Raw genomic sequence first — 19792 nt, 5'->3', positions numbered from 1 at the left:
CGATGTTGACCGGCAAGCAAAAGCGCTTTTTGCGCGCAGAAGCACACCATCTCACCCCGATTTTCCAAGTAGGAAAAGGGGGCGTGAATGAAAATATGATCACCCAGATCAAAGAGGCGCTGGAAGTGCGCGAATTGATCAAAGTAGCGATCTTGCAAAACAACAGCGATGACAAACACGAGGTAGCAGAAGATTTGGCAGCAGGTGCGGGTGCCGAGCTGGTACAGCTGATCGGCCATACGGTTGTCTTGTACAAAGAGTCCCGGGAGCACAAGACCATCAAGCTGCCGTAACCATAAGGACTACCGCCATGAAGCATGCCGTCAAAAAAGTAGGGATGATGGGCGGGACATTCGATCCGATCCACTGCGGTCATTTGCTGGCAGCAGAACAAGCCAGGGAACAGGCCGGGCTTGATGAAATCTGGTTCATGCCGACGCACATTCCTCCGCACAAACAGAGGGACAGTCTGACATTGGCAGAGCATCGCCTGAACATGGTTCAGATGGCTGTGGCCGATCACGAGGCTTTTCGCGTCACGGATATCGAGCTGAGAAGAGAAGGCCCCTCCTACACCTACGACACAATGGTTCAGCTAACACAGCAGTTCCCTGATTGTCAGTTTTCTTTTATTATTGGGGGAGACATGGTCAAAATCTTGCCCAAATGGTACCAGTTCCAAGAGCTGCTTCGCATGGTACGCTTTATAGGACTCGCCCGGCCGGGCACCGAGCTGGATCGGGAGGCAAGCGAGTACGTCACGTTTGTGGAGATGCCGGTTTGGGACATCTCTTCCACATTGATCCGCGAAAAGGCGGCTGCGGGCAAAAGCATCCGCTACCTGGTGCCAGCTGCTGTGGAGCGCTATATAAAGGAGAACCGATTCTATGAAACTCTTGACTAATCGGGAAGAACTGCTTGCCCGCATTCGGGCGCAAATGCATGAAAAGCGCTTCAACCACACGCTCGGAGTCGCCCAGTCAGCTCGCAACCTTGCCGTTCGCTACGGGGCTGACCCGGACAAAGCGGAGCTTGCAGGGCTGTTGCACGACTACTGCAAATGCTGGCCCGTGGAGAAAATGTTCGAAATTCTCGTTCGCCACGATATGCCGACAGAGCTTCTGGAAGGGGAAAAAGAGCTGTGGCACGCGTTTGCCGGGGCGATCGTCATCCAGACGGATCTCGGTGTGACAGATACGGATATTTTGCAAGCCGTTCGCTACCACACGACGGGGCGAGCGGGGATGTCCCTGTTAGAAAAAGTCGTTTGTGTGGCAGACTATATAGAACCGAACCGCATTTTTCCTGGTGTCGACGAGATTCGCGCGCTGGCTGAAAAGAATTTGGATCAAGCCTTGGCACTAGCTTTGGGCGGCACCATTCAGTTTTTGATAGAAAAGCAGAAAACGGTTTATCCGTTGACGCTGATTGCCTATAACGATTTGGTATCCCGCAAAGGGAGAGAAGGAGGGTTTTGATGGTTAAAACAGTAGAAGAGTTGGCTCGCTTGGTAGTGAAGGCAGCCGATGACAAAAAGGCAGAAAATCTCAAGGTGCTGGACATCAGCAAGCTGTCCGTCATTGCAGATTACTTCATGATTTGCCACGGAAACAACGAGCGCCAAGTACAGGCAATCGTGCGCGAGATTCGCGACCAGGCCCATAAAAACGGCTATGATGTTCGCGGGATTGAAGGGGCAGACGAAGGTCGCTGGGTGCTGGTTGACCTGGGAGATATCGTCATTCACGTCTTCCACCGGGAAGATCGCGAGTTTTACAACCTGGAGCGCCTGTGGAAGGATGCAGAAGAGGTTTCCTTCGCTGTGCAAGGGTAATAAAGATGGCCTACGCACACATGGCCGCCGTCTACGATGCGTTGATGGCAGACACCCCCTACGATCAGTGGCTCGACTGGATTGAGCGTAGCTGGCAAAAAGGCAGCGCATCCAAGCGGATTATCGATCTCGGCTGCGGGACAGGGACGATCGCCATTCCGCTGGCGAAGCGGGGCTATCGCGTCACAGGTGTCGACCTCTCAGCCGAAATGCTGGCGATTGCCTACGATAAAATGCGCCAGGAGCAAGTAGAGGTAGCGTGGGTGGAACAAGATATGCGCGAGCTTTCCTTGCCGGAAGCCGATGCGGTCATTTCCTTGTGCGACTCGCTCAGCTACTTGACAGAAGAGGCGGACGTGCAAGAGACGTTCCGACGCGTGTTCGCTCATCTTGCTCCAGGGGGAAGCTTCTTGTTTGATGTGCACAGTCCGTACAAGATGCTGCACGTTTTCGGAGACGAGACGTTCACCTACGTCGACGACGAGGTTTCGTACATTTGGCAATGTTTCTGCGACCCGCTTCGCCTGGAAGTAGAGCATCAGCTGACCTTTTTCATCCGCCAGCCAAACGGCTTGTACGAGCGGATGGAGGAGGAGCATTGGCAAAGAGCTTACCAGCCTGTGCAACTGATGCGCTGGCTCGCGGAGGCCGGGTTCACGGACATCGTCATTACGGCAGACTATTCGGACTTGCCACCGCAGGAAGCGAGCGAGCGCCTGTTTTTTTCCGCACGCAAGCCATAAAGTTTGACATGGTTGGTTCCAATTGACTATAATGGCGTTATAACTGCAAATTTCGACGCGTTTAAGAGGAATAGTAGGAATATGCCCCGCGAGCATACAGAGAGTTGACGGCAGGTGCAAGTCAACCCGGGATCGTCCGAACTCGCCTCTCAGCACTCGCCTTGAAGGCCATTCTAATATGGTTGTGTAAGGGTGGGCGGCTCATCCCCGTTACGGATTTAAGTGGGTGGATGCTTTGCATTCGCCAATGTGGGTGGTACCGCGGGAGTATAAACAAACCTCTCGTCCCTTTCGTTCAAGCGATTGGGGCGTGAGGTTTTCTTTATATGGCCGAAAGGCAGTTTGGATCATGATGTTGGCAACAGCTTGGCATAGCCAAGTTTTCTACTTTTTTACCTATTTTAAGATGGGAGTGCTCTACCATGGTTTTCAGTCATCGTGAAGTCGAAAAAAAATGGCAACAATACTGGGAGCAAAACAAAACCTTTAAAACATCAGAAGACCCAGGCAAGCAAAAGTTTTACGCTCTCGATATGTTCCCGTACCCTTCCGGTGCAGGGCTGCACGTCGGACACCCGGAAGGCTATACGGCTACCGATATTTTGTCCCGCATGAAGCGGATGCAAGGCTACAACGTGCTTCACCCAATGGGGTGGGATGCGTTTGGTCTGCCTGCTGAGCAATACGCGCTCGACACAGGCAATGACCCTGCGGAGTTCACGGAAAAAAATATCAACACGTTCCGCCGCCAAATCAAGTCTTTGGGCTTCTCCTACGATTGGGACAGAGAGATCAACACGACTGACCCGCACTACTACAAATGGACCCAGTGGATTTTCACGAAGCTGTATGAGCACGGCTTGGCGTACATTGACGAAGTAGCTGTAAACTGGTGCCCTGCACTGGGAACGGTGCTGGCAAACGAAGAAGTCATCGATGGCAAGAGCGAGCGCGGCGGACATCCAGTCGAGCGCCGTCCAATGAAGCAATGGGTGCTGAAAATTACGGCCTATGCGGAAAGACTGCTGCAAGACCTGGAAGAGCTGGATTGGCCGGAGAGCATCAAGGAAATGCAGCGCAACTGGATCGGCCGCTCCGAAGGGGCAGAAGTTACTTTTGCCGTCGACGGACACGATCAAAGCTTTACCGTCTTCACGACGCGCCCGGACACGCTCTACGGCGCTACTTACGCGGTACTCGCTCCAGAGCACAAACTGGTTGAGCAGATTACCAGCCCAGAGCAAAAAGCAGCCGTAGAAGCTTATCTGGAGCAAGCCAAACACAAAAGCGATCTGGAACGTACAGACCTGGCAAAAGAAAAGACAGGGGTATTCACCGGGGCATACGCCATCAATCCGGTAAACGGCGAGCGCCTGCCGATCTGGATCGCGGACTACGTGCTGATCAGCTATGGAACCGGCTCGATCATGGCGGTACCTGCACACGACGAGCGCGACTATGAATTTGCAAAAACATTCGACCTGCCGATCAAAGCGGTAATCGCGGGCGGAGACATTTCCAAAGAAGCGTACACAGGCGACGGAGAGCATATCAATTCCGGCATGCTCGACGGTCTGAACAAAGAGCAGGCGATCAACAAAATGATCGAATGGCTGGAAGCCGAAGGCAAAGGAAATCGCAAAGTGACCTACCGTCTGCGCGACTGGCTGTTCAGCCGTCAACGCTACTGGGGTGAGCCGATTCCGATTTTGCACCTCGAAGATGGCACGATGAAAGCTGTTCCAGCATCCGAACTGCCGATTATGCTGCCAAAAACAAAAGAAATCAAGCCATCCGGCACGGGCGAATCGCCGCTTGCCAACATTACCGATTGGCTGAACACCGTCGATCCGGAAACAGGCATGAAAGCGCGCCGCGAAACCAACACGATGCCGCAATGGGCGGGCAGCTGCTGGTACTTCCTGCGCTTTATCGATCCGCACAACGATCAAGCCATGGCTGATCCGGAAAAGCTGAAAGAATGGCTGCCAGTCGACATCTACATCGGTGGAGCAGAGCACGCGGTACTGCACTTGCTGTACTCCCGTTTCTGGCACAAATTCCTGTACGACATCGGCGTCGTACCTACCAAGGAGCCATTCCAAAAGCTGTTTAACCAAGGAATGATCCTTGGCGAAAACAACGAAAAAATGAGCAAATCCAAAGGCAACGTCGTCAACCCTGACGATATCGTACACAGCCACGGCGCCGATACGCTCCGCCTGTACGAGATGTTCATGGGGCCGCTGGATGCTTCCATCGCCTGGTCGACAAAAGGCCTCGATGGTGCGCGCCGCTTCCTGGACCGCGTATACCGCCTGTTCGTGCAAGACAACGGCCAGCTGAACGAGAAAATCGTCGATACGAAAAAAGCGACGAGCATGGAGCGCGTTTACCATCAAACCGTGAAAAAAGTAACCGAAGACTACGAGGGCCTGCGTTTCAACACAGGTATCTCCCAACTGATGGTATTCGTGAACGAAGCGTACAAAGCAGACGTTCTGCCGAAATCGTACATGGAAGACTTCGTAAAAATGTTGTCGCCAATCGCTCCGCACTTGGGTGAAGAACTGTGGGAGAAGCTCGGACACAACGAAACGATCTCCTACGAAGCATGGCCAACTTACGATGAGTCGAAGCTGGTGGAGGACGAAGTGGAAATCGTCATCCAGATTAACGGCAAGAACAAAGAGAAGTTGCTGATCGCTTCCGATTCGACCAAGGAACAAATGGAAGAGCTGGCGCTTAACAACGACATGATCAAAGAACTGATCGATGGCAAAACGATCGTCAAAATCATTGCCGTTCCTGGCAAACTGGTCAACATCGTCGTTCGCTAATCGATTCGAGTGAACAACCATACAAGATTATTTGCTTGCTACTTCTGTCTTTAGTAATCACTGCTGGTTAGAAGAGGGAGCATGATAATCCAAACGGAAAAAAGGAGTGGAGCCTGCACGACAGGCGTCCCACTCCTTTTTGATTATCTGCGTGCGGGTCCGGCAAGCAAGCCTGTCACGCGGCGCCTGATCAAGCGTACTGTCACGCGCCCGGGTCAAGCGTACCCGTCACGCAGCCTATCACGCGCTTGGTCATGCGTACTGTCACGCGGCCTGTCATGCACCTGGTCATGCGTACTGTCACGCGACCTATCACGCGCTTGGTCAAAGCGTACCCGTCACGCAGCCTATCACGCGCCCGGTCAAGTGTACTGTCACGCAGCCTATCACGCGCCCGGTCAAGTGTACTATCACGCAGCCCATCACGCGCCCGGTCAAGCATACTGTCACGAAGCCTGTCATGCGCCCGGTCAAGTGTACTATCACGCAGCCTATCACGCAGCCTATCACGCGCCCAGTCAAGCATACTGTCACGCAGCCTGTCACGCGATCTTTTAATCGACCTGTGCAACGATCAGCACATATGCAAGCTACTGCGGCTGTTCATTCAAGTAACGGTCAAGCAGCTCCTGATCCTCGGAAAATTTTGCCTGTGTGCGCTGGAATACTTCTCTGAAAATGCCTGGAAACTTACTTTGCAAAGGAATCAAACCTTCTCCGGTGATGCCTCCCGGGACGCAGACCCGTTGCTGCAAGGAAGGGAGCGTAAATTTTTCTTCCCGAAGCAAGTCAGCCACGCCGATCAGCATCTGCGAGGTCAAATACGTAGCAGCCTCTGGAGAAATGTTTGTCTCCTCCACGGCATCTTGAATCATCTGCTGCAAAATGTAGCTGAGAAAAGCAGGGCCGCAACTGGCGATGTCCGAAGTGATGCGCAAAAACGGTTCGCTGATTTCGACCGGGGTACTGATGTGGGCGAAAAGATTGCGGATGTAATGACGTTGCTCCTCGCTAACGCGCGACCCGAACTCGCATAGACTGACTCCGCTTTGTGCGGCATTGGTAATGCTGGGCACGACCCGGGCGATGGCGCATGGCACTTTCGATTCCAAATGCTCCAGTTTGATCGGGCTGGTAATGGTGATGAACAGATGTCCCTCCGTCAAAACAGGGGCGAGTTGGGCAAGCAACTCGCTGTATTCCAGCGGCTTGACGCACAACACGATGATGTTGGCTTCTCTGGCCAAGTCTGCGTTGCTATGAGCGACCGCCAGCCCGCCAAGCCGCTTTGCGAGCTGTTCGGCTTTTTCGATTGTGCGATTGGTGATGATCATTTGGCTGGGAGACAGCGCTTTGGCGGACAGCAATGCTTCAATTAAGATACTGCCCATGCTGCCCGTACCAATGAACCCGATTTTATCCATGGGCATACCTCCCTCCGATATTCTTTTCCCATTCTATGTGGCAATTTTGCCAATCATGACCGGATGATCGTTTATTGCGCAACGATGTGGTCTTTGATCTTTTCGAACATCTTGGCCCCGATCCCCGATACCTTTTTCAACTCGTCGACCGAGCGAAAACGACCGACTTGCGTGCGGTATTCCAGGATCGCTGCTGCCCGCGACTCGCCGATTCCAGGCAACGTCATCAGCTCCTGGACTGTGGCCGAGTTGAGATTGACCGTTTTGCCTGGTTGCTTGCTGCTCCCCGCGCTAGGAGCACCATTCACGCCCACCTGGACAGAAGCGGGGGAGGGCAAGCCTACGCCGGGCAGGGGAGAAGTGCCGCTGCTGCCTTTTGCCGGAATGATCAAGGCGGTGCCGTCCGCAAGTGGCTGAGCCAGATTGATTTGATCGAGGTCTGCTTGTGGAAGCGCTCCGCCAGCCTCTTCGATTGCATCTGCGACCCGCTTGCCAGGCGCAAAGCGATACAGCCCCGGTTTTTTTACTTTTCCTTTCACGTCGACGTAAAGAGGCGGAGCAGCTTGCTCTTGTGCCGCCCCGGCTGCAAGCTGCCTGGAAGCCGAAGCAGGCACCGACGCGTCAGGTGCGGCTCTTTGCTCCGCTGGCGTGGTGGCAACGGATGGCGCTTTCGGCTCCGCTGCGCCCTGCGCATAGGCAGACGCAGCGATCGGCACGCCAACCGTCCCTTCGCGGTTGTCTCGCTGATAAAGCCAAAAGCTGAGCGCCAAAAATGCGATGGCCGCAACGACCAGAATGAGACGGCGATAACGTTCCCACCAATCGAGAAGCATGACAAAAGACCCTCCCTTACCCCGCGCATGATTGTGAAATCGCTCTAGTCACAATCTACGAAAAGTAAGAGAGGGTCTGCAAATTTTTTTCACTCGCTCCTTGCCAGTTAAGTTAACCGATGTGCTGCAAGGAATTTTTTTTGCGGCGAATGTCTACGTTTGGACTCACATACGGATCAAACGTATATTTTTGCTCGATGAAAATTTGGTGCCACAGCATGAAGACGAGAATCGTCCAGATTTTGCGGCTGTAGTCGGCATTGCCTTCGCGATGCTCGTCAAGCATGTAGAGCACGTAAGCCTTGTTGATCAAATTGTCGACCTTCGATTCGAAAATGATCTCTTTGGCCCATTTGTAAAACTCGTTTTTCAGCCAATGGCGCGTCGGAACCGGGAAGCCCAGTTTCTTCTTCGATTTGATTTCCTGCGGCAAGAAGTCTTTCATCGCCTCGCGCAGAACGTGTTTGGTCGTGCCGTTGGCGATCTTGTACTTCGTCGGAATGGTCGCAGCAAATTCGAACACCTTCAGATCGATGAACGGAACGCGCAGCTCCAGGGAGTTGGCCATCGTCATTTTGTCGGCTTTCATCAAAATGTTTCCGCGCAGCCAAGTGTGAATGTCCAGATACTGCATTTTCGTTACATCATCGTACTGGGAGGCGCGCTTGTAAATGTCCTCGGTGATCGTAAACGGCGAGACGTACGATTCAGAGCGTGCGATGTCGTCCATCACGACGCGTCTTTTCATCTCTTCGCTGAAGATCAGGGCGTTTCCGAAAAAGCGTTGCTCAACCGTTTTCGAACCGCGGATGAGGAAGTTTTTCCCTTTTACCTGATCAGGCAGGCGATGGGCCATGTAGCCGATGGACTGACGCATCCAGCCCGGCATGCCGGAAAACATTTTGAGAGAGCTAGGTTCTCTGTAGATGTTGTACCCGCCAAAAAATTCGTCGGCACCTTCGCCAGACAAGACGACAGTGACGTGCTCGCTTGCCATTTGCGCAACGAAGTAGAGCAAGATCGCAGAAGGGTCTGCCACCGGCTCATCCTGATGCCAGATGAGACGCGGCAATTCGTCCATGTATTGCTGGGCGTTGATTACCCGCTCGAAGTGCTCGGTTCCCAAAAAGCCAGCCGTGCGCTTGGCGAAATCAAGCTCGCTGTAGCCAGGGATGTCTGATCCGACGGAAAAAGTTTTCACCGGCTCATAGGTGCGCAGCATGGCGACGATACTGCTGGAATCGACGCCGCTGGAGAGGAAAGCTCCGCGCGGCACTTCGCTAATCCGGTGCTTGTCGATCGACTCCATCATCACATCGCGGGTTCCTTCGACGAAATACGAGAACGGCTTGCTCTCATCCGGCTTGAACTCCACGTCCCAGTAGCGTTCCAGCTTGATCTGGTCGTTTTCGACGATGAACGAGTGCGCTGGCGGGATGCGATAGATGCCTTGATACATCGTTTCCGGATCAGGCACGTATTGGAAAGTCAAGTAATGATAAAAACCGTTGTGGTTTACTTCGCGCGTAAATCCAGGAATCTCCAGCAAGCTTTTGATTTCGCTGGCGACCCCGATGGAATCTTGCGTCTCCACGTAGTAGAGCGGCTTGATCCCGAAGTGGTCGCGTGCGCCGAACAACCGTTTTTTGCGGGAGTCGTAAATGGTAAAGCCGAACATGCCGCGCAAATGTTTAGGTGCTTCTGTTCCTACCTCCTCGTAGAGGTGCAGGATGGTTTCAATATCAGAATCGGTATGGAAAACGTGACCGATGTCTTTTAACCATTGTTGCAATTCCTTGTAGTTGTACACTTCACCGTTGCCAATAATCCAGATGTCACGTGTTTCGTTAAACAGCGGTTGATGCCCGCCTTCCACGTCAATGATGCTTAAACGACGAAAGCCCAGGGCGATGTTGTCTTCGAGATGAAAACCATCGTCGTCTGGACCACGGTGCAGGATGATACCGGTCATCGCGCTGATCGCTTCTTGCCTAACTGGCATTTGCCGCTTGTTGTAGAGTGTTACGATTCCACACATATGAAATGACTCTTCCTCTCACTGGATTGCTCCTGCTAACTCTATCACGTATCGCAAGCTGGCGCAATCTCTTCTGAATGCTTGGGACTGTACGCAAAACAGTCGTACAGCCTAAGGAAAAAGGACTCTCGTCTCTTCTATTTTTGTCCGCACGCCAAGGGATATACTCTCCTAAAGAAAAGAACAGTTCGACAAAGAACGGAGGGAGAGACTATGTCACTTTGGGGCGCTAGTCTGGCCGTAATGAGCGGTTTTCTCCTGGCTGCCTACGTCCAGCCCTTTTGGATGGCGGGCGTTCTCGGCGCATGGGCAGCAGTCTTGGCGTTTCTTCCGCTTGTCTACCGAAGGCGGCTCGCTTTTTACTGCTTCCTCTCTATTCTAGCAGGTCTCTATTTTTATGGGTACGAGATTCTCCATGCGTCCACGCTGAAACCATCAGCTGAACAGCAAGCGGCTGTCTGGGTTCGTGGAGAGATTGCTTCTGTCGTCAAGCGGGACGGCGATGCTGCCCGTTTTTTTGCCACCATCAGCGAATGGGGGGAGGAAAAAGAGCGGTTGCGTCCGCTTGCCAGTAACGAAAAAATAGTTCTTCGCGTCCAATTAGGTACGGCTGAGGAAGCAGCTGCGATTGAAAAGTGGCGGACGGGCAGCCAGCTGACGGCTTTTGTCCGGCTGGCTTTGCCGAGTGGGGCGCGTAACCCGCACGCTTTTGACTATGCCCGCTATTTGCATTGGCAAGGGGTACACGTCACAGGCGACACATCATTTGGCGAGGTGCGCACAGAGGCGGCGGCAAGCGTATGGGGGAGCTTTCAGGAGTGGCAGGAGGCGGGAGCGAGCCGGATTGACCGCTTGTTTCCCGATCAAGAAACGGCGGGATACATGAAGTCGTTGCTGCTTGGGGTCAGTCAGGAGGTGACGCCCCAGCTTGCGTCCATGTACACCAATTTGGGCCTGAGCCATATTCTCGCCATATCCGGCTTGCATGTGACACTGGTGACCTCGATGTTTTTGTGGACGCTGGAAAAAGCGGGCGTCAGCCGTCGCTGGAGCCTATGTGCGACGGTCTTGCTGCTTGTGGGTTACGTACTGCTCGTTGGCGCCAGTGCTTCCGCTGTGCGAGCCGGCTTGATGGGAGGAGTAGGTCTTGTCTGTCAGGTCGTGGGGAAAAGACTGGATGGAAAAGAGATTTGGGCAGGCACGCTCCTCGGCATGCTCGCCACGAATCCGTATCAGTTGTGGCATGTCGGCTTCCAACTGTCTTTTGCCGTTACGCTGGGACTTATTTTGTTTGTGCCGTACAGCCAGCAAGTAGCTGTCCGCGTGCCTGCGTGGATCAGAACACTTGTGGCTGTGACGGTTTCCGCCCAGCTCGTCTCTTTTCCGTTTCTGCTGTACCATTTTCACCAGTTTTCTCCGCTTTCCTGGCTGGTCAATCTGATTGTGACGCCTGTGCTGTCTTTTTCTGTCTTGCCGCTCGGATATGCGGCGATCGTGCTTGATTTGCTTCACCCGGCGCTGGCGACGCTCCCTGTCTGGGTGGCTACCCATTTGCTCAGCTGGGTACACGAACCGCTCCTGGCTATGGATCAGTGGCTGATTCCATTTACCTACTGGCCGCATCCGGAATGGTGGTGGCTCCTCCTGTATGCCTGTTTTCTCGGGAGCATGCCCAGTTTGTGGAAGCTCGGTTTTCATCGGAAACGCGACGTCGTGCTCTGTTTGGCCTTATTTCTCGGGCTTTTGGCGGCGGCGAGACAACCGTTCGCAGGCAGCGATGAAGTGCGAATCACGTTCCTGGATGTCGGGCAAGGGGATTCCATCGTTGTCGAAATTGGCAATCAGAAGGTATACTTAATGGATGCGGGTGGGACAATGCGCCATCCGGCAGCGGAGCCATGGATGGAAAAGCGCGACCCGTTTGAAGTGGGCAAAGACGTCGTCCTCCCGTTTCTGATGTCGCGCGGGATTGAGAAAATTGACCGTGTCATCATGACGCATGGCGATTGGGACCATATCGGTGGAATGAAAGCGCTGGTGCCCCGCTTTTCTTTTGGAGAAGTGATGGTGAATGCTGCAACACCGGAGGAGAAAGAGACGGAGATTCTCCAGATGTTCCAGCAAAAAGGCGTTCCCATTACGACTGGCACCCCTGGTCAGGTGTGGTCGGATGGGCCGGAAATCGAATGGAAATGGCTTCATCCTGGAAAAACGACTCTTCGCGGCAATGATGCGTCCGTCGTGCTTCAGCTGACGGCATACAACAAAACGGTCTTATTTACGGGAGATGTGGAAAAGGACGGAGAGGCGGTCCTTGTGCAAAACGGCTTGACGCCCGTCGACGTTTTGAAAGTCGCCCATCACGGCAGCAAAAGCTCCAGTACCGACGAACTGCTGGCAGCTGTTTCTCCCGAGGCAGCGGTCATTTCGGTTGGCGTGAACAATCGGTACGGACATCCTGCGAGCGAGGTACTGCATCGTCTGGAAAGCTGCGGTGCTGCCGTTTACCGAACGGATCAGCAAGGGGCGGTTACGCTGATTATCTCGTCTGCGGGACTGATTTGGAAGACCCAACAATTGGATACATAACATGGTTGCAACCTTTTATATGAGCGACCCGTCTGTAGGGGGGAGAGGAGATTATGCAGGAAGCAGAATTGATCAGGCTGGCGCAAACCGGGGATCATGATGCGCTTGTCGAGCTGCTTCGATCCATTGAGACCTCCGTTTACCGAAGCGCTTATTACATTCTGGGAAATGAACAGGACGCGCTCGATGCGGCTCAGGAAGTGCTCATACGCATTTATCGAAAATTGGACACTTATCAGGAAAAGGCGAAGTTTTCGACCTGGGTACAACGCATCGTCAGCAACGTCTGTATGGATAAATTTCGCGCGAAGAAGGAAACGGTCTCAATCGACGAACACGAGCTGATCATACCTGATCGAAACAACGTAGAAGATGAAATCCTTCTCACCGGACTGTCAAACGACATCCAGGAAGCCATCGGAAAACTGCCTAGGCAGTACAGGATGGTAGTAGTTCTCCGCTATCTGGAAGACTTGTCTTACCAGGAAATCGCGGAAGCATTGGATTTGCCGCTTAACACGGTAAAATCGTATTTGTTTCGGGCTAGGCAACAGTTGCAGGAACTGTTGTACGACTACCAGAAAGGGGGGATCGGTTGATGACCAACGAAGAAATTTGGGAATGCATGCAGCGGGATCTGGATGGGGATTTGTCAGTGCAAGAACAGCAAGTGCTGCGCAACCTCATCCAAAAAGATGCTGACCTGCAACTTATGTACAACCGTCTGAAAACTGTGTCGCAAAAGCTAGAGCAGTTGCCCCCTGTCGTACCCTCAATCAGCATTGTAGATTCGATTCTGCCGCGTCTGGAATCCGCCGCAGCGAAGCCTGCGGTTGTGCAATCTGCTGTGCTAGAGGAATCCTTGCCTACTCTCGAAGTTAAGCGCAAGTCGTCTTCCCTGGCGGAATCCAAAAAGTGGAAGCGAGTGAAAGTGTGGCTGGCTGGTATTGGCAGTACGGCAGTTGCTGCCTGCTTGCTGGTTGGCGTGCTGTTTTCGGGGAGTGAAGAAAAGCCGCTGCAGCCGGATGCGTTTCAAAATGGTGCGGACAGCACACCGCCTGTCGTGACGAAAGATCCGGTTGTTTACGGCCCGGAAGCTCCTACTCCAAGCACTAATCCATCTCCATTGAATAAAAAGGAAGAGGAGAAGAAGTCCGAAAAGGCGCCACCGAAGAAACAAACACACAAACCACCAGCAAAGACCGAGTATAAGCCACCTGCCAAGCCGCCTGCTGCTAATGCGACTCCGCCAAATAAAGCGCCCGCAAATGTTCCAAAGCCTGTAGTAGTGACAGAGGATAAGCCACCGTCATTCCCGGTTGGACTGGAAGAGAAATCGGACGAAGATGACAACAAGTCTGCGCGTGAAAAAGATGACGGGGACAAGGACGAGGAGAAAGACAACAAGAAAGACAACAAGAAAGACAACAAGAAAGACAACAAGAAAGACAACAAGCAGGAAGAGCGGGAGAGCAATAAAGAGAACGACGATTGATAAAAAGGTCTCTCCTGCTTTGCACATGCAAACGTGGTTTTTCAAACGGGACTGGCACCACTAAGGGGATTCGTGCGTAAAGTACATTATCAAGCACCCCCTGCTTACCGTTTGGGGAGGAGGAATCCCGGGGCTTTTCCCTGAACGTTTACATAGAGGTGCCAACGGATGGAAAAACCGCTGCCGACCGAACAGGTAGCGGTTTTTTTCTGTTCAAAATCGCTGCTTGCGGCTGGTTCGCCATCTCCTGCACCGATGAACGCGGTTGCAGGCTCGCAAAAAGCAGGCGGCCGATTGATTGTGCCTGGAGCAACGAACAGCAAACCACGGTGAGCGTTTTGTGCTATAATTACGCAGGAAAGAGCAAGGAAAGGGAGGGAACAGGCATGCCACTCCTCTCGGCGATTCGGGAAATCAGGCAAAAGCAATTTTCGCCGGTCTATGTGTTGTATGGCCCGGAGGCATTTCTGGCCGAAGAATTTTTGACACTGGCGAAAAATCAGATGATTGATCCGCAGTTTCGCGATCTGAACATGAGCGTATACGATTGCACGGAGACAGGGCTGACAGACATTTTGCAAGACGCGGAGACGTTGCCGTTTTTGGGCGAGCATCGGCTGGTTATCGCCAGACAGGCTTATTTTTTGACGGGGAGCAAGCCGCAGACAAAAGTGGAAAGCGATCCGGATGCCTTGCTGGGGTATCTGCAAAATCCGCCTCCGTATACGACCTTGATTTTACATACGGAGTCAGAGAAGCTGGACGAACGGAAAAAGCTCGTCAAAACGCTGCAGCAAAAAGCAAAAGTCATTCCGTTTCCGTTGCTGAAAGATGCTGACTTGTACGGTTGGGTGGAACGGCAAGCGGATAAGTACCAGGCAAAAATCGGACGTCAGCAGGCGATGAAGCTGGTGGAACGCGTAGGGCAAGAATTGCGGCTTCTGGACAAGGAAGTGGAGAAGCTGGCCTTGTATGTAGGAGTCGGGGGAAGCATTACGGATGAGATAATCGAAATGCTTGGCGCACGGACGCTGGAGCAGGATGTGTTCGGGCTGATTGAGCAAGTAGCGTCAGGCAAGCTGGACAGGGCATTGCGCATGATGTACGACTGCATGAAGACAGGCGAGGAGCCGATCAAGCTGATTGCCTTGCTGGCCAGACAGTTCCGCATGCTTTTGCATGTCAAGCAGTTGGCACCGCGCGGTTACTCGCAACAGCAAATGGCCGGGATGATCAAGATGCATCCGTACGCGGTGAAAAAAGCGATGGAGCAGGCGCGGCATTTTTCGGAGGACTCGTTGAAAAAGTTGCTGCACATTTTGGCGGAAGAAGATTTTCGCATGAAGTCCGGACAAGTGGACAAGCGGCTTGCCTTGGAGCTGTTTGTTGCGCGGGCGCATGCAGAGCGGCAGCGGACGACCGGGTAGTGCCAACGGCCAATAAGCCAATAAGCCAATAAGCCAATAAAAAAACCCCATGAACAAATTGTTCGCGGGGTTTTTTTGGCTGGTCTCTTACGCTACAGGAGCGCTCAGAACGTTGAGCTTTTTCATCAAACGAGACTTTTGACGGTTTGCTGCGTTTTTATGAATGAGACCTTTCGAAGCGGCCTTGTCCAGCTTTTTCACAGCCACCAGAAGAGTGGATTTCGCCAATGCTACATCAGAAGCGGCGACAGCTTTCTCAAAGCTCTTGATGGAAGTGCGCAGATCAGACTTTTGAGAAGCACGGTGTGCGCGGCGCTTTTCGATTGTTTTGGTGCGTTTAATCGCGGATTTAATGTTTGGCATGTGTGTCACCTCCTTAGACGACCATAGACATACAGTCATACAACAAAGTAATTCTAGCATGCGCCAACACCATTTGCAAGAAAGGATTCGGAATAAAAATAAAGGATTCAAGCAACCTAGTAGCAGGAAGAAAACGGTCATGGCCGTTTTTACTTCGTGAAGGGAGTCGATGGAACATGGCGCACAACATTGATTTGTCAGGCTACTCGATTCGAACCGATCTGGCGGTGGAGGCGCACGAGCTGGCCCAGCAGCAAAACGAAAGCAACATCGAAGGCATTTGGCTGCAAGCAGACGACAGTGAGCCGAATATCAAAGTGACGCGACTGCACGTGCAGACCGAAGCGGCAGGCAAGCAAATCGGCAAGCTGCCGGGGCGCTATTTGACGATGGAAGTACCAAAGCTGCGCGACAACGATACTTCCATAGAAGAGCAAGTGGCGAAGCGATTCGCGATGGAGTTTGCCGCTTTTCTGGAACAGATGGGGATCACGAAAGACAAGAAAGCGCTCGTCGTGGGGCTCGGCAACTGGAATGTGACCCCGGACGCGCTCGGCCCGATGGTGGTGGAAAATCTGCTCGTTACACGCCACTTGTACAAGCTGGCGCCGGAAACAGTGGGTGAAGGCTATCGCGAGGTCAGTGCCCTGTCGCCGGGTGTTTTGGGCATTACCGGGATCGAGACGAGCGAGATCGTGTTTGGGGTCGTAGAAAAAAGCAAGCCGGACTTCGTCATCTGTATCGATGCGCTGGCCTCTCGCGCTCTGCATCGCGTAAACACGACGATTCAAGTATCCGACACGGGCATACACCCCGGCTCAGGCGTGGGCAACAAGCGAAAATCGATTGATCAGGCTACTCTCGGGATTCCGGTCATTGCGGTCGGAGTGCCGACCGTTGTTTTTGCTTCTACCATCGTCAACGACGCGATTACGTATTTGCTCGGGCATTTTGGACAATCCATGGTCGAGAGCAAGCGAGCGTTCAACAAGCTGTCGCTGAGTACCGTTCCCGAACGCAAGGAACCGTATACCGAGGATGATCTGCCTGATATGGAATCACGCAAGACGTTCATGGGGCTGGTCGGATCGCTTCCGGAAGAAGAAAAGCGGCAACTGATCCACGAGGTGCTGCGGCCGCTGGGGCAAGATTTGGTCGTCACGCCAAAAGAAGTGGATGACTTCATTGAAGGAGTTGCCAATGTGATTGCCACAGGCTTGAATCGATCTCTGCATCAGGCTGTGAATGAAGATAATAGCGCCGCCTACACTCACTAGACGGTCGAAGGATGAAAATAACTAGATTGGGAGAGTTGAGCTAGAAAAGGGTTCTATCGTCTCTATGAGGCTCATAGGCTAAAGCATAGACAAGCGTGAAAGAGAGCATGCGTGCTTGTCCATGCTACAGCCAGAGGAGTGAGACTGATGGCGACCCTAGTCCAACGCCAATTCGCTGTTCTTTCATTCATAACCGCTTTTTTGTTCGTCATGACGGGTGTGTTTTCGCTGGGAGGAAATCGCCTCGCAATCACCTCCTCCGCCATCCAGCAGGCGGCTTCGCATATATCGAGCCTGGCGATACTCAACTGGATGGGGCAGGAGATTCCAGCGTTGTCTGCCACCGTGCAAGCTTCGGGCGATGCCAGATCCAACAGCGTGACGGGCTTTCTTTTTCAGCTCGCGACGAACATTCAACCCGGAGATTTGCGCAGTCTGCTTGGCAGAGAGCTGCCGGGGATGGTAACGACAGAAGACGCCCGCTTTGTCGTTCAGGGAAAAGGTGCGTCGTTGGCTGATTTTTACGTAGAGTACCCAACGCGAGTGGCGGATACTTCCCAGCTCGTTCCGGTTGTAGAGCCAGCGACACAAGAAGCGGCGAAGCAGGAAGAAGAGAAGCCCGCTCCGGCTCCGGTAGCAAAGCCGGTGTCGACAGGCGGCAAGAAAATCGTGTTCGTCTACAATTCGCACAACCGCGAGTCGTGGTTTAGTGAGACAAAGCCTGTAGGAACGGCTGTCGATCATCCTACGCGAAACATCTCTTTGGTCAGCCAGCGTCTGAGCGAAGAACTGAACGAGCGGGGGATCGGCTCGGAGGTTAGCAAGGACGACATTTACCAGCAACTGTTGAACAAGAAAATGGACTACGCCCTGTCATACGCCCAATCGTTGCAGGTGGTCAAGGCTGCCGTGGAAAAAAATCGCGAGCTGCACTACTTTTTCGACCTGCACCGCGACACGGCTCCGCGCGAAACTACTACCGTAACGATCAAAGGCAAAACATACGCAAGAGTCATGTTCGTCATCGGCAAGCGCAACAAAAGCTACGAGAAGAACGAAGCGTTTGCGACAGACCTGCACAATCTGATGGAGAAAATGTACCCTGAGCTGTCACGCGGAGTGATGGAAAAAGGCGGAAAAACCGATCACGGCGAGTATAATCAGTCCATCTCTTCGGGAAGCATGTTAATGGAAATAGGTGGAACGGGAAATACGTTGCAGGAAAGCCTGAATACGGCGGAGGCGCTGGCCGATGTTTTTGCCGCTTATTACTTGCAGGCTGAGAAGGTAAGCAAAACGGAATCGCAAGAGCCTGCGAAGAGGTGATGGGCATGAACGTGACGGTGAAGCTGACGGGGCTTTTGGTCGTCCTTTTGATCGGTGTGGTGCTTGGGCTGCAAACGGCGGAGCGGGGCATATCCAAAGTAAGCGGTGTGCCGGAAGAAAAGGCGCAAACCTTTTACATCAAAAAAGTGGATCAAGGCCAGATGGAAATCGCGGTGATGGGCAAGCAGGTCCAGACTGCCGGGCCGGAGAAAATGGTCAATTACGTGAGCCGGGTGGGACTGACACTGGGTGACAGCATCAAAAACGGTGCGCAAATGTTTGTCGATTGGGTAGGAAGTTTTTTCGAGCCATAGATTTTGTTTACGCGCAAAAAGAAGGGGTGTACAAAGCCCCAGTGACAAAAGGCCCGCCAAAACGGGCTTTTTTTGTGCGCATGGACAGGCTCGGACAAGATGTCCCAAACGGCATAACGCAGACTGTGTCTGAGATGTGGGCTTCAAAAACATTTTCTGGAAGGAAATGGAGAAGGTGAAGGAGAATATTCTATATAGTCAGTAAAAATATAATAGTTAGAATTTATTGTGTTGCCAAAAAATTGTATTAATGGCATAATGTCTACTGATAGATCTTTTTCTACTGAATATATCGGTAAGAGAGGTGAGCCACGTGTCAGATCCTGTCCTGCAAATTGAAAACCTGCAAACGCACTTTTTCACGGACCGCGGCCAAATCCCTGCCGTTGATGGCGTGACGATCACGGTTAACAAAGGAGAAGTAGTGGGCATAGTCGGCGAGTCAGGCTGTGGAAAAAGCGTCACTTCCCTGTCTGTCATGAAGCTGGTGCCCAATCCGCCGGGAAAAATCGTCGGGGGAACAATCAAGTTCAAAGGGGAAGACCTCGTAACAGCCAATGAAAAGCGGATGAGAGACATACGCGGAAATGAAATCGCGATGATTTTCCAGGAGCCGATGACATCTCTGAACCCCGTTTTCACGATCGGGAATCAGATCGGCGAGGCCATTCGATTACATACAAAGGCTAGCAAAAAACAGTCGCGGGATCGCGCCATCGACATGTTGAAAAAAGTGGGAATCCCGCGAGCCGAAGCGATTGTCGATGAATACCCGCACCAGCTCTCCGGCGGGATGAGACAGCGTGTCATGATTGCCATGGCTATGGCCTGTAATCCGGAGCTTTTGATTGCGGACGAGCCGACGACGGCTCTCGATGTGACGATTCAGGCGCAAATTCTCGACTTGATGCGGCAGCTCAACCGGGAAGCGCAGACGGCGATTTTGCTCATCACCCATGACTTGGGCGTGGTTGCCGAAATGTGCCACAGAGTTGTCGTCATGTACGCGGGCAATGTCATCGAAGAAGGGGATGTCCGCACCATTTTGAAAAAGCCCAAACATCCGTACACAAAAGGGCTGCTCAATTCCTTGCCGAAGCTGGAAGAGTCGCAGGAAAGGCTCTACTCGATTCCGGGGAATGTGCCGATCCCAGGCTCGCTCACGGTCGGATGCCGCTTTGCACCTCGTTGTGATCAGGCGACAGACCTTTGCCGCAGCGAAATGCCGCAGCTCAAAGCGGTAGGAGACAACCATTTTTCCCGCTGCTGGCTGAGTGAATAACCCGAAA

Annotated in this window: 19 protein-coding genes and 1 other annotated feature; of the genes, 15 read left to right on the top strand and 4 right to left on the bottom strand. The window is 52.8% G+C overall.

The genetic code is table 11. The annotated features are described in order from the left end of the window. Window positions 1-2 precede the first annotated feature (2 nt). The 6 genes from yhbY (at window position 3) to leuS (ending at window position 5417) form a co-directional block, all read left to right on the top strand. Window positions 3-293: a ribosome assembly RNA-binding protein YhbY gene (yhbY, locus tag IRJ17_RS22680; RefSeq protein ID WP_122964133.1), complete on the top strand. Its 291-nt coding sequence runs from the start codon at window positions 3-5 to the stop codon at window positions 291-293. A gap of 17 nt (window positions 294-310) precedes the next feature. Then, window positions 311-904 carry a nicotinate-nucleotide adenylyltransferase gene (locus IRJ17_RS22675; RefSeq protein WP_122964132.1) on the top strand — a complete coding sequence of 198 codons (594 nt, stop codon included), beginning with the start codon at window positions 311-313 and terminating at the stop codon, window positions 902-904. After that, entirely contained in the window at window positions 888-1478 is a 591-nt protein-coding gene (gene yqeK, locus IRJ17_RS22670) for a bis(5'-nucleosyl)-tetraphosphatase (symmetrical) YqeK (protein WP_122964131.1), read from the top strand. Before IRJ17_RS22675 ends, yqeK begins: the two co-directional genes overlap by 17 nt. After that, entirely contained in the window at window positions 1478-1834 is a 357-nt protein-coding gene (gene rsfS, locus IRJ17_RS22665; RefSeq protein ID WP_063231353.1) for a ribosome silencing factor, read from the top strand. Before yqeK ends, rsfS begins: the two co-directional genes overlap by 1 nt. 5 nt (window positions 1835-1839) lie before the next feature. After that, window positions 1840-2577, top strand: coding sequence for a class I SAM-dependent DNA methyltransferase (locus IRJ17_RS22660; RefSeq protein WP_242771967.1), 738 nt, complete (start codon window positions 1840-1842; stop codon window positions 2575-2577). A gap of 51 nt (window positions 2578-2628) precedes the next feature. Continuing rightward, window positions 2629-2870 (top strand) — a binding site (T-box leader). A 129-nt stretch (window positions 2871-2999) separates the two neighbouring features. Further along, complete coding sequence (gene leuS, locus IRJ17_RS22655; RefSeq protein ID WP_122964129.1) at window positions 3000-5417, top strand: leucine--tRNA ligase; 2418 nt, start codon at window positions 3000-3002, stop codon at window positions 5415-5417. A 590-nt stretch (window positions 5418-6007) separates the two neighbouring features. Here leuS and comER read toward each other — a convergent pair. The 3 genes from comER to asnB form a co-directional block, all read right to left on the bottom strand. Beyond that, window positions 6008-6841: a late competence protein ComER gene (comER, locus tag IRJ17_RS22650; protein WP_242771966.1), complete on the bottom strand. Its 834-nt coding sequence runs from the start codon at window positions 6839-6841 to the stop codon at window positions 6008-6010. A 71-nt stretch (window positions 6842-6912) separates the two neighbouring features. After that, the gene (locus IRJ17_RS22645) at window positions 6913-7674 is read right to left on the bottom strand and encodes a helix-hairpin-helix domain-containing protein (protein ID WP_242771965.1); all 762 of its coding nucleotides are present in this window, start codon (window positions 7672-7674) and stop codon (window positions 6913-6915) included. 112 nt (window positions 7675-7786) lie between these two features. After that, window positions 7787-9712, bottom strand: a complete 1926-nt coding sequence (gene asnB / locus IRJ17_RS22640; protein ID WP_217022441.1) for an asparagine synthase (glutamine-hydrolyzing) — start codon at window positions 9710-9712, stop codon at window positions 7787-7789. Between the two features lie 213 nt (window positions 9713-9925). Between asnB and IRJ17_RS22635 the strand changes: the two genes are divergently transcribed. The 5 genes from IRJ17_RS22635 (at window position 9926) to holA (ending at window position 15223) form a co-directional block, all read left to right on the top strand. After that, a complete protein-coding gene (locus IRJ17_RS22635) occupies window positions 9926-12301 on the top strand; it encodes a DNA internalization-related competence protein ComEC/Rec2 (RefSeq protein ID WP_242771964.1) in 2376 nt (791 codons plus the stop codon). Between the two features lie 53 nt (window positions 12302-12354). Further along, window positions 12355-12900, top strand: a complete 546-nt coding sequence (locus tag IRJ17_RS22630; RefSeq protein WP_063231360.1) for an RNA polymerase sigma factor — start codon at window positions 12355-12357, stop codon at window positions 12898-12900. Then, entirely contained in the window at window positions 12900-13796 is an 897-nt protein-coding gene (locus IRJ17_RS22625; RefSeq protein ID WP_242771963.1) for a hypothetical protein, read from the top strand. Before IRJ17_RS22630 ends, IRJ17_RS22625 begins: the two co-directional genes overlap by 1 nt. 168 nt (window positions 13797-13964) lie before the next feature. Then, window positions 13965-14129, top strand: a complete 165-nt coding sequence (locus IRJ17_RS22620; protein ID WP_173597418.1) for a hypothetical protein — start codon at window positions 13965-13967, stop codon at window positions 14127-14129. Window positions 14130-14182: 53 nt separating this feature from the next. Continuing rightward, the gene (holA, locus tag IRJ17_RS22615; protein WP_217022443.1) at window positions 14183-15223 is read left to right on the top strand and encodes a DNA polymerase III subunit delta; all 1041 of its coding nucleotides are present in this window, start codon (window positions 14183-14185) and stop codon (window positions 15221-15223) included. Window positions 15224-15310: 87 nt separating this feature from the next. Here holA and rpsT read toward each other — a convergent pair whose 3' ends face one another. Then, window positions 15311-15586: a 30S ribosomal protein S20 gene (rpsT, locus tag IRJ17_RS22610; protein ID WP_005833151.1), complete on the bottom strand. Its 276-nt coding sequence runs from the start codon at window positions 15584-15586 to the stop codon at window positions 15311-15313. A 176-nt stretch (window positions 15587-15762) separates the two neighbouring features. Between rpsT and gpr the strand changes: the two genes are divergently transcribed. The 4 genes from gpr (at window position 15763) to IRJ17_RS22590 (ending at window position 19785) form a co-directional block, all read left to right on the top strand. Beyond that, window positions 15763-16863 carry a GPR endopeptidase gene (gpr, locus tag IRJ17_RS22605; protein ID WP_122964122.1) on the top strand — a complete coding sequence of 367 codons (1101 nt, stop codon included), beginning with the start codon at window positions 15763-15765 and terminating at the stop codon, window positions 16861-16863. Between the two features lie 147 nt (window positions 16864-17010). Continuing rightward, on the top strand, window positions 17011-18189 hold the full coding sequence (locus IRJ17_RS22600) for a stage II sporulation protein P (protein WP_122964121.1): 1179 nt from the start codon (window positions 17011-17013) through the stop codon (window positions 18187-18189). A gap of 5 nt (window positions 18190-18194) precedes the next feature. Beyond that, window positions 18195-18503 carry a DUF3679 domain-containing protein gene (locus IRJ17_RS22595; protein ID WP_063231364.1) on the top strand — a complete coding sequence of 103 codons (309 nt, stop codon included), beginning with the start codon at window positions 18195-18197 and terminating at the stop codon, window positions 18501-18503. 313 nt (window positions 18504-18816) lie between these two features. Continuing rightward, window positions 18817-19785, top strand: a complete 969-nt coding sequence (locus tag IRJ17_RS22590; protein ID WP_122964120.1) for an ABC transporter ATP-binding protein — start codon at window positions 18817-18819, stop codon at window positions 19783-19785. The last annotated feature ends 7 nt before the right edge of the window (window positions 19786-19792 follow it).

It is taken from the genome of Brevibacillus parabrevis (genome assembly GCF_022701015.1).
In the GTDB taxonomy this organism is placed as follows: domain Bacteria; phylum Bacillota; class Bacilli; order Brevibacillales; family Brevibacillaceae; genus Brevibacillus; species Brevibacillus parabrevis.
This window is presented reverse-complemented; position numbering and strand designations above follow the sequence as displayed.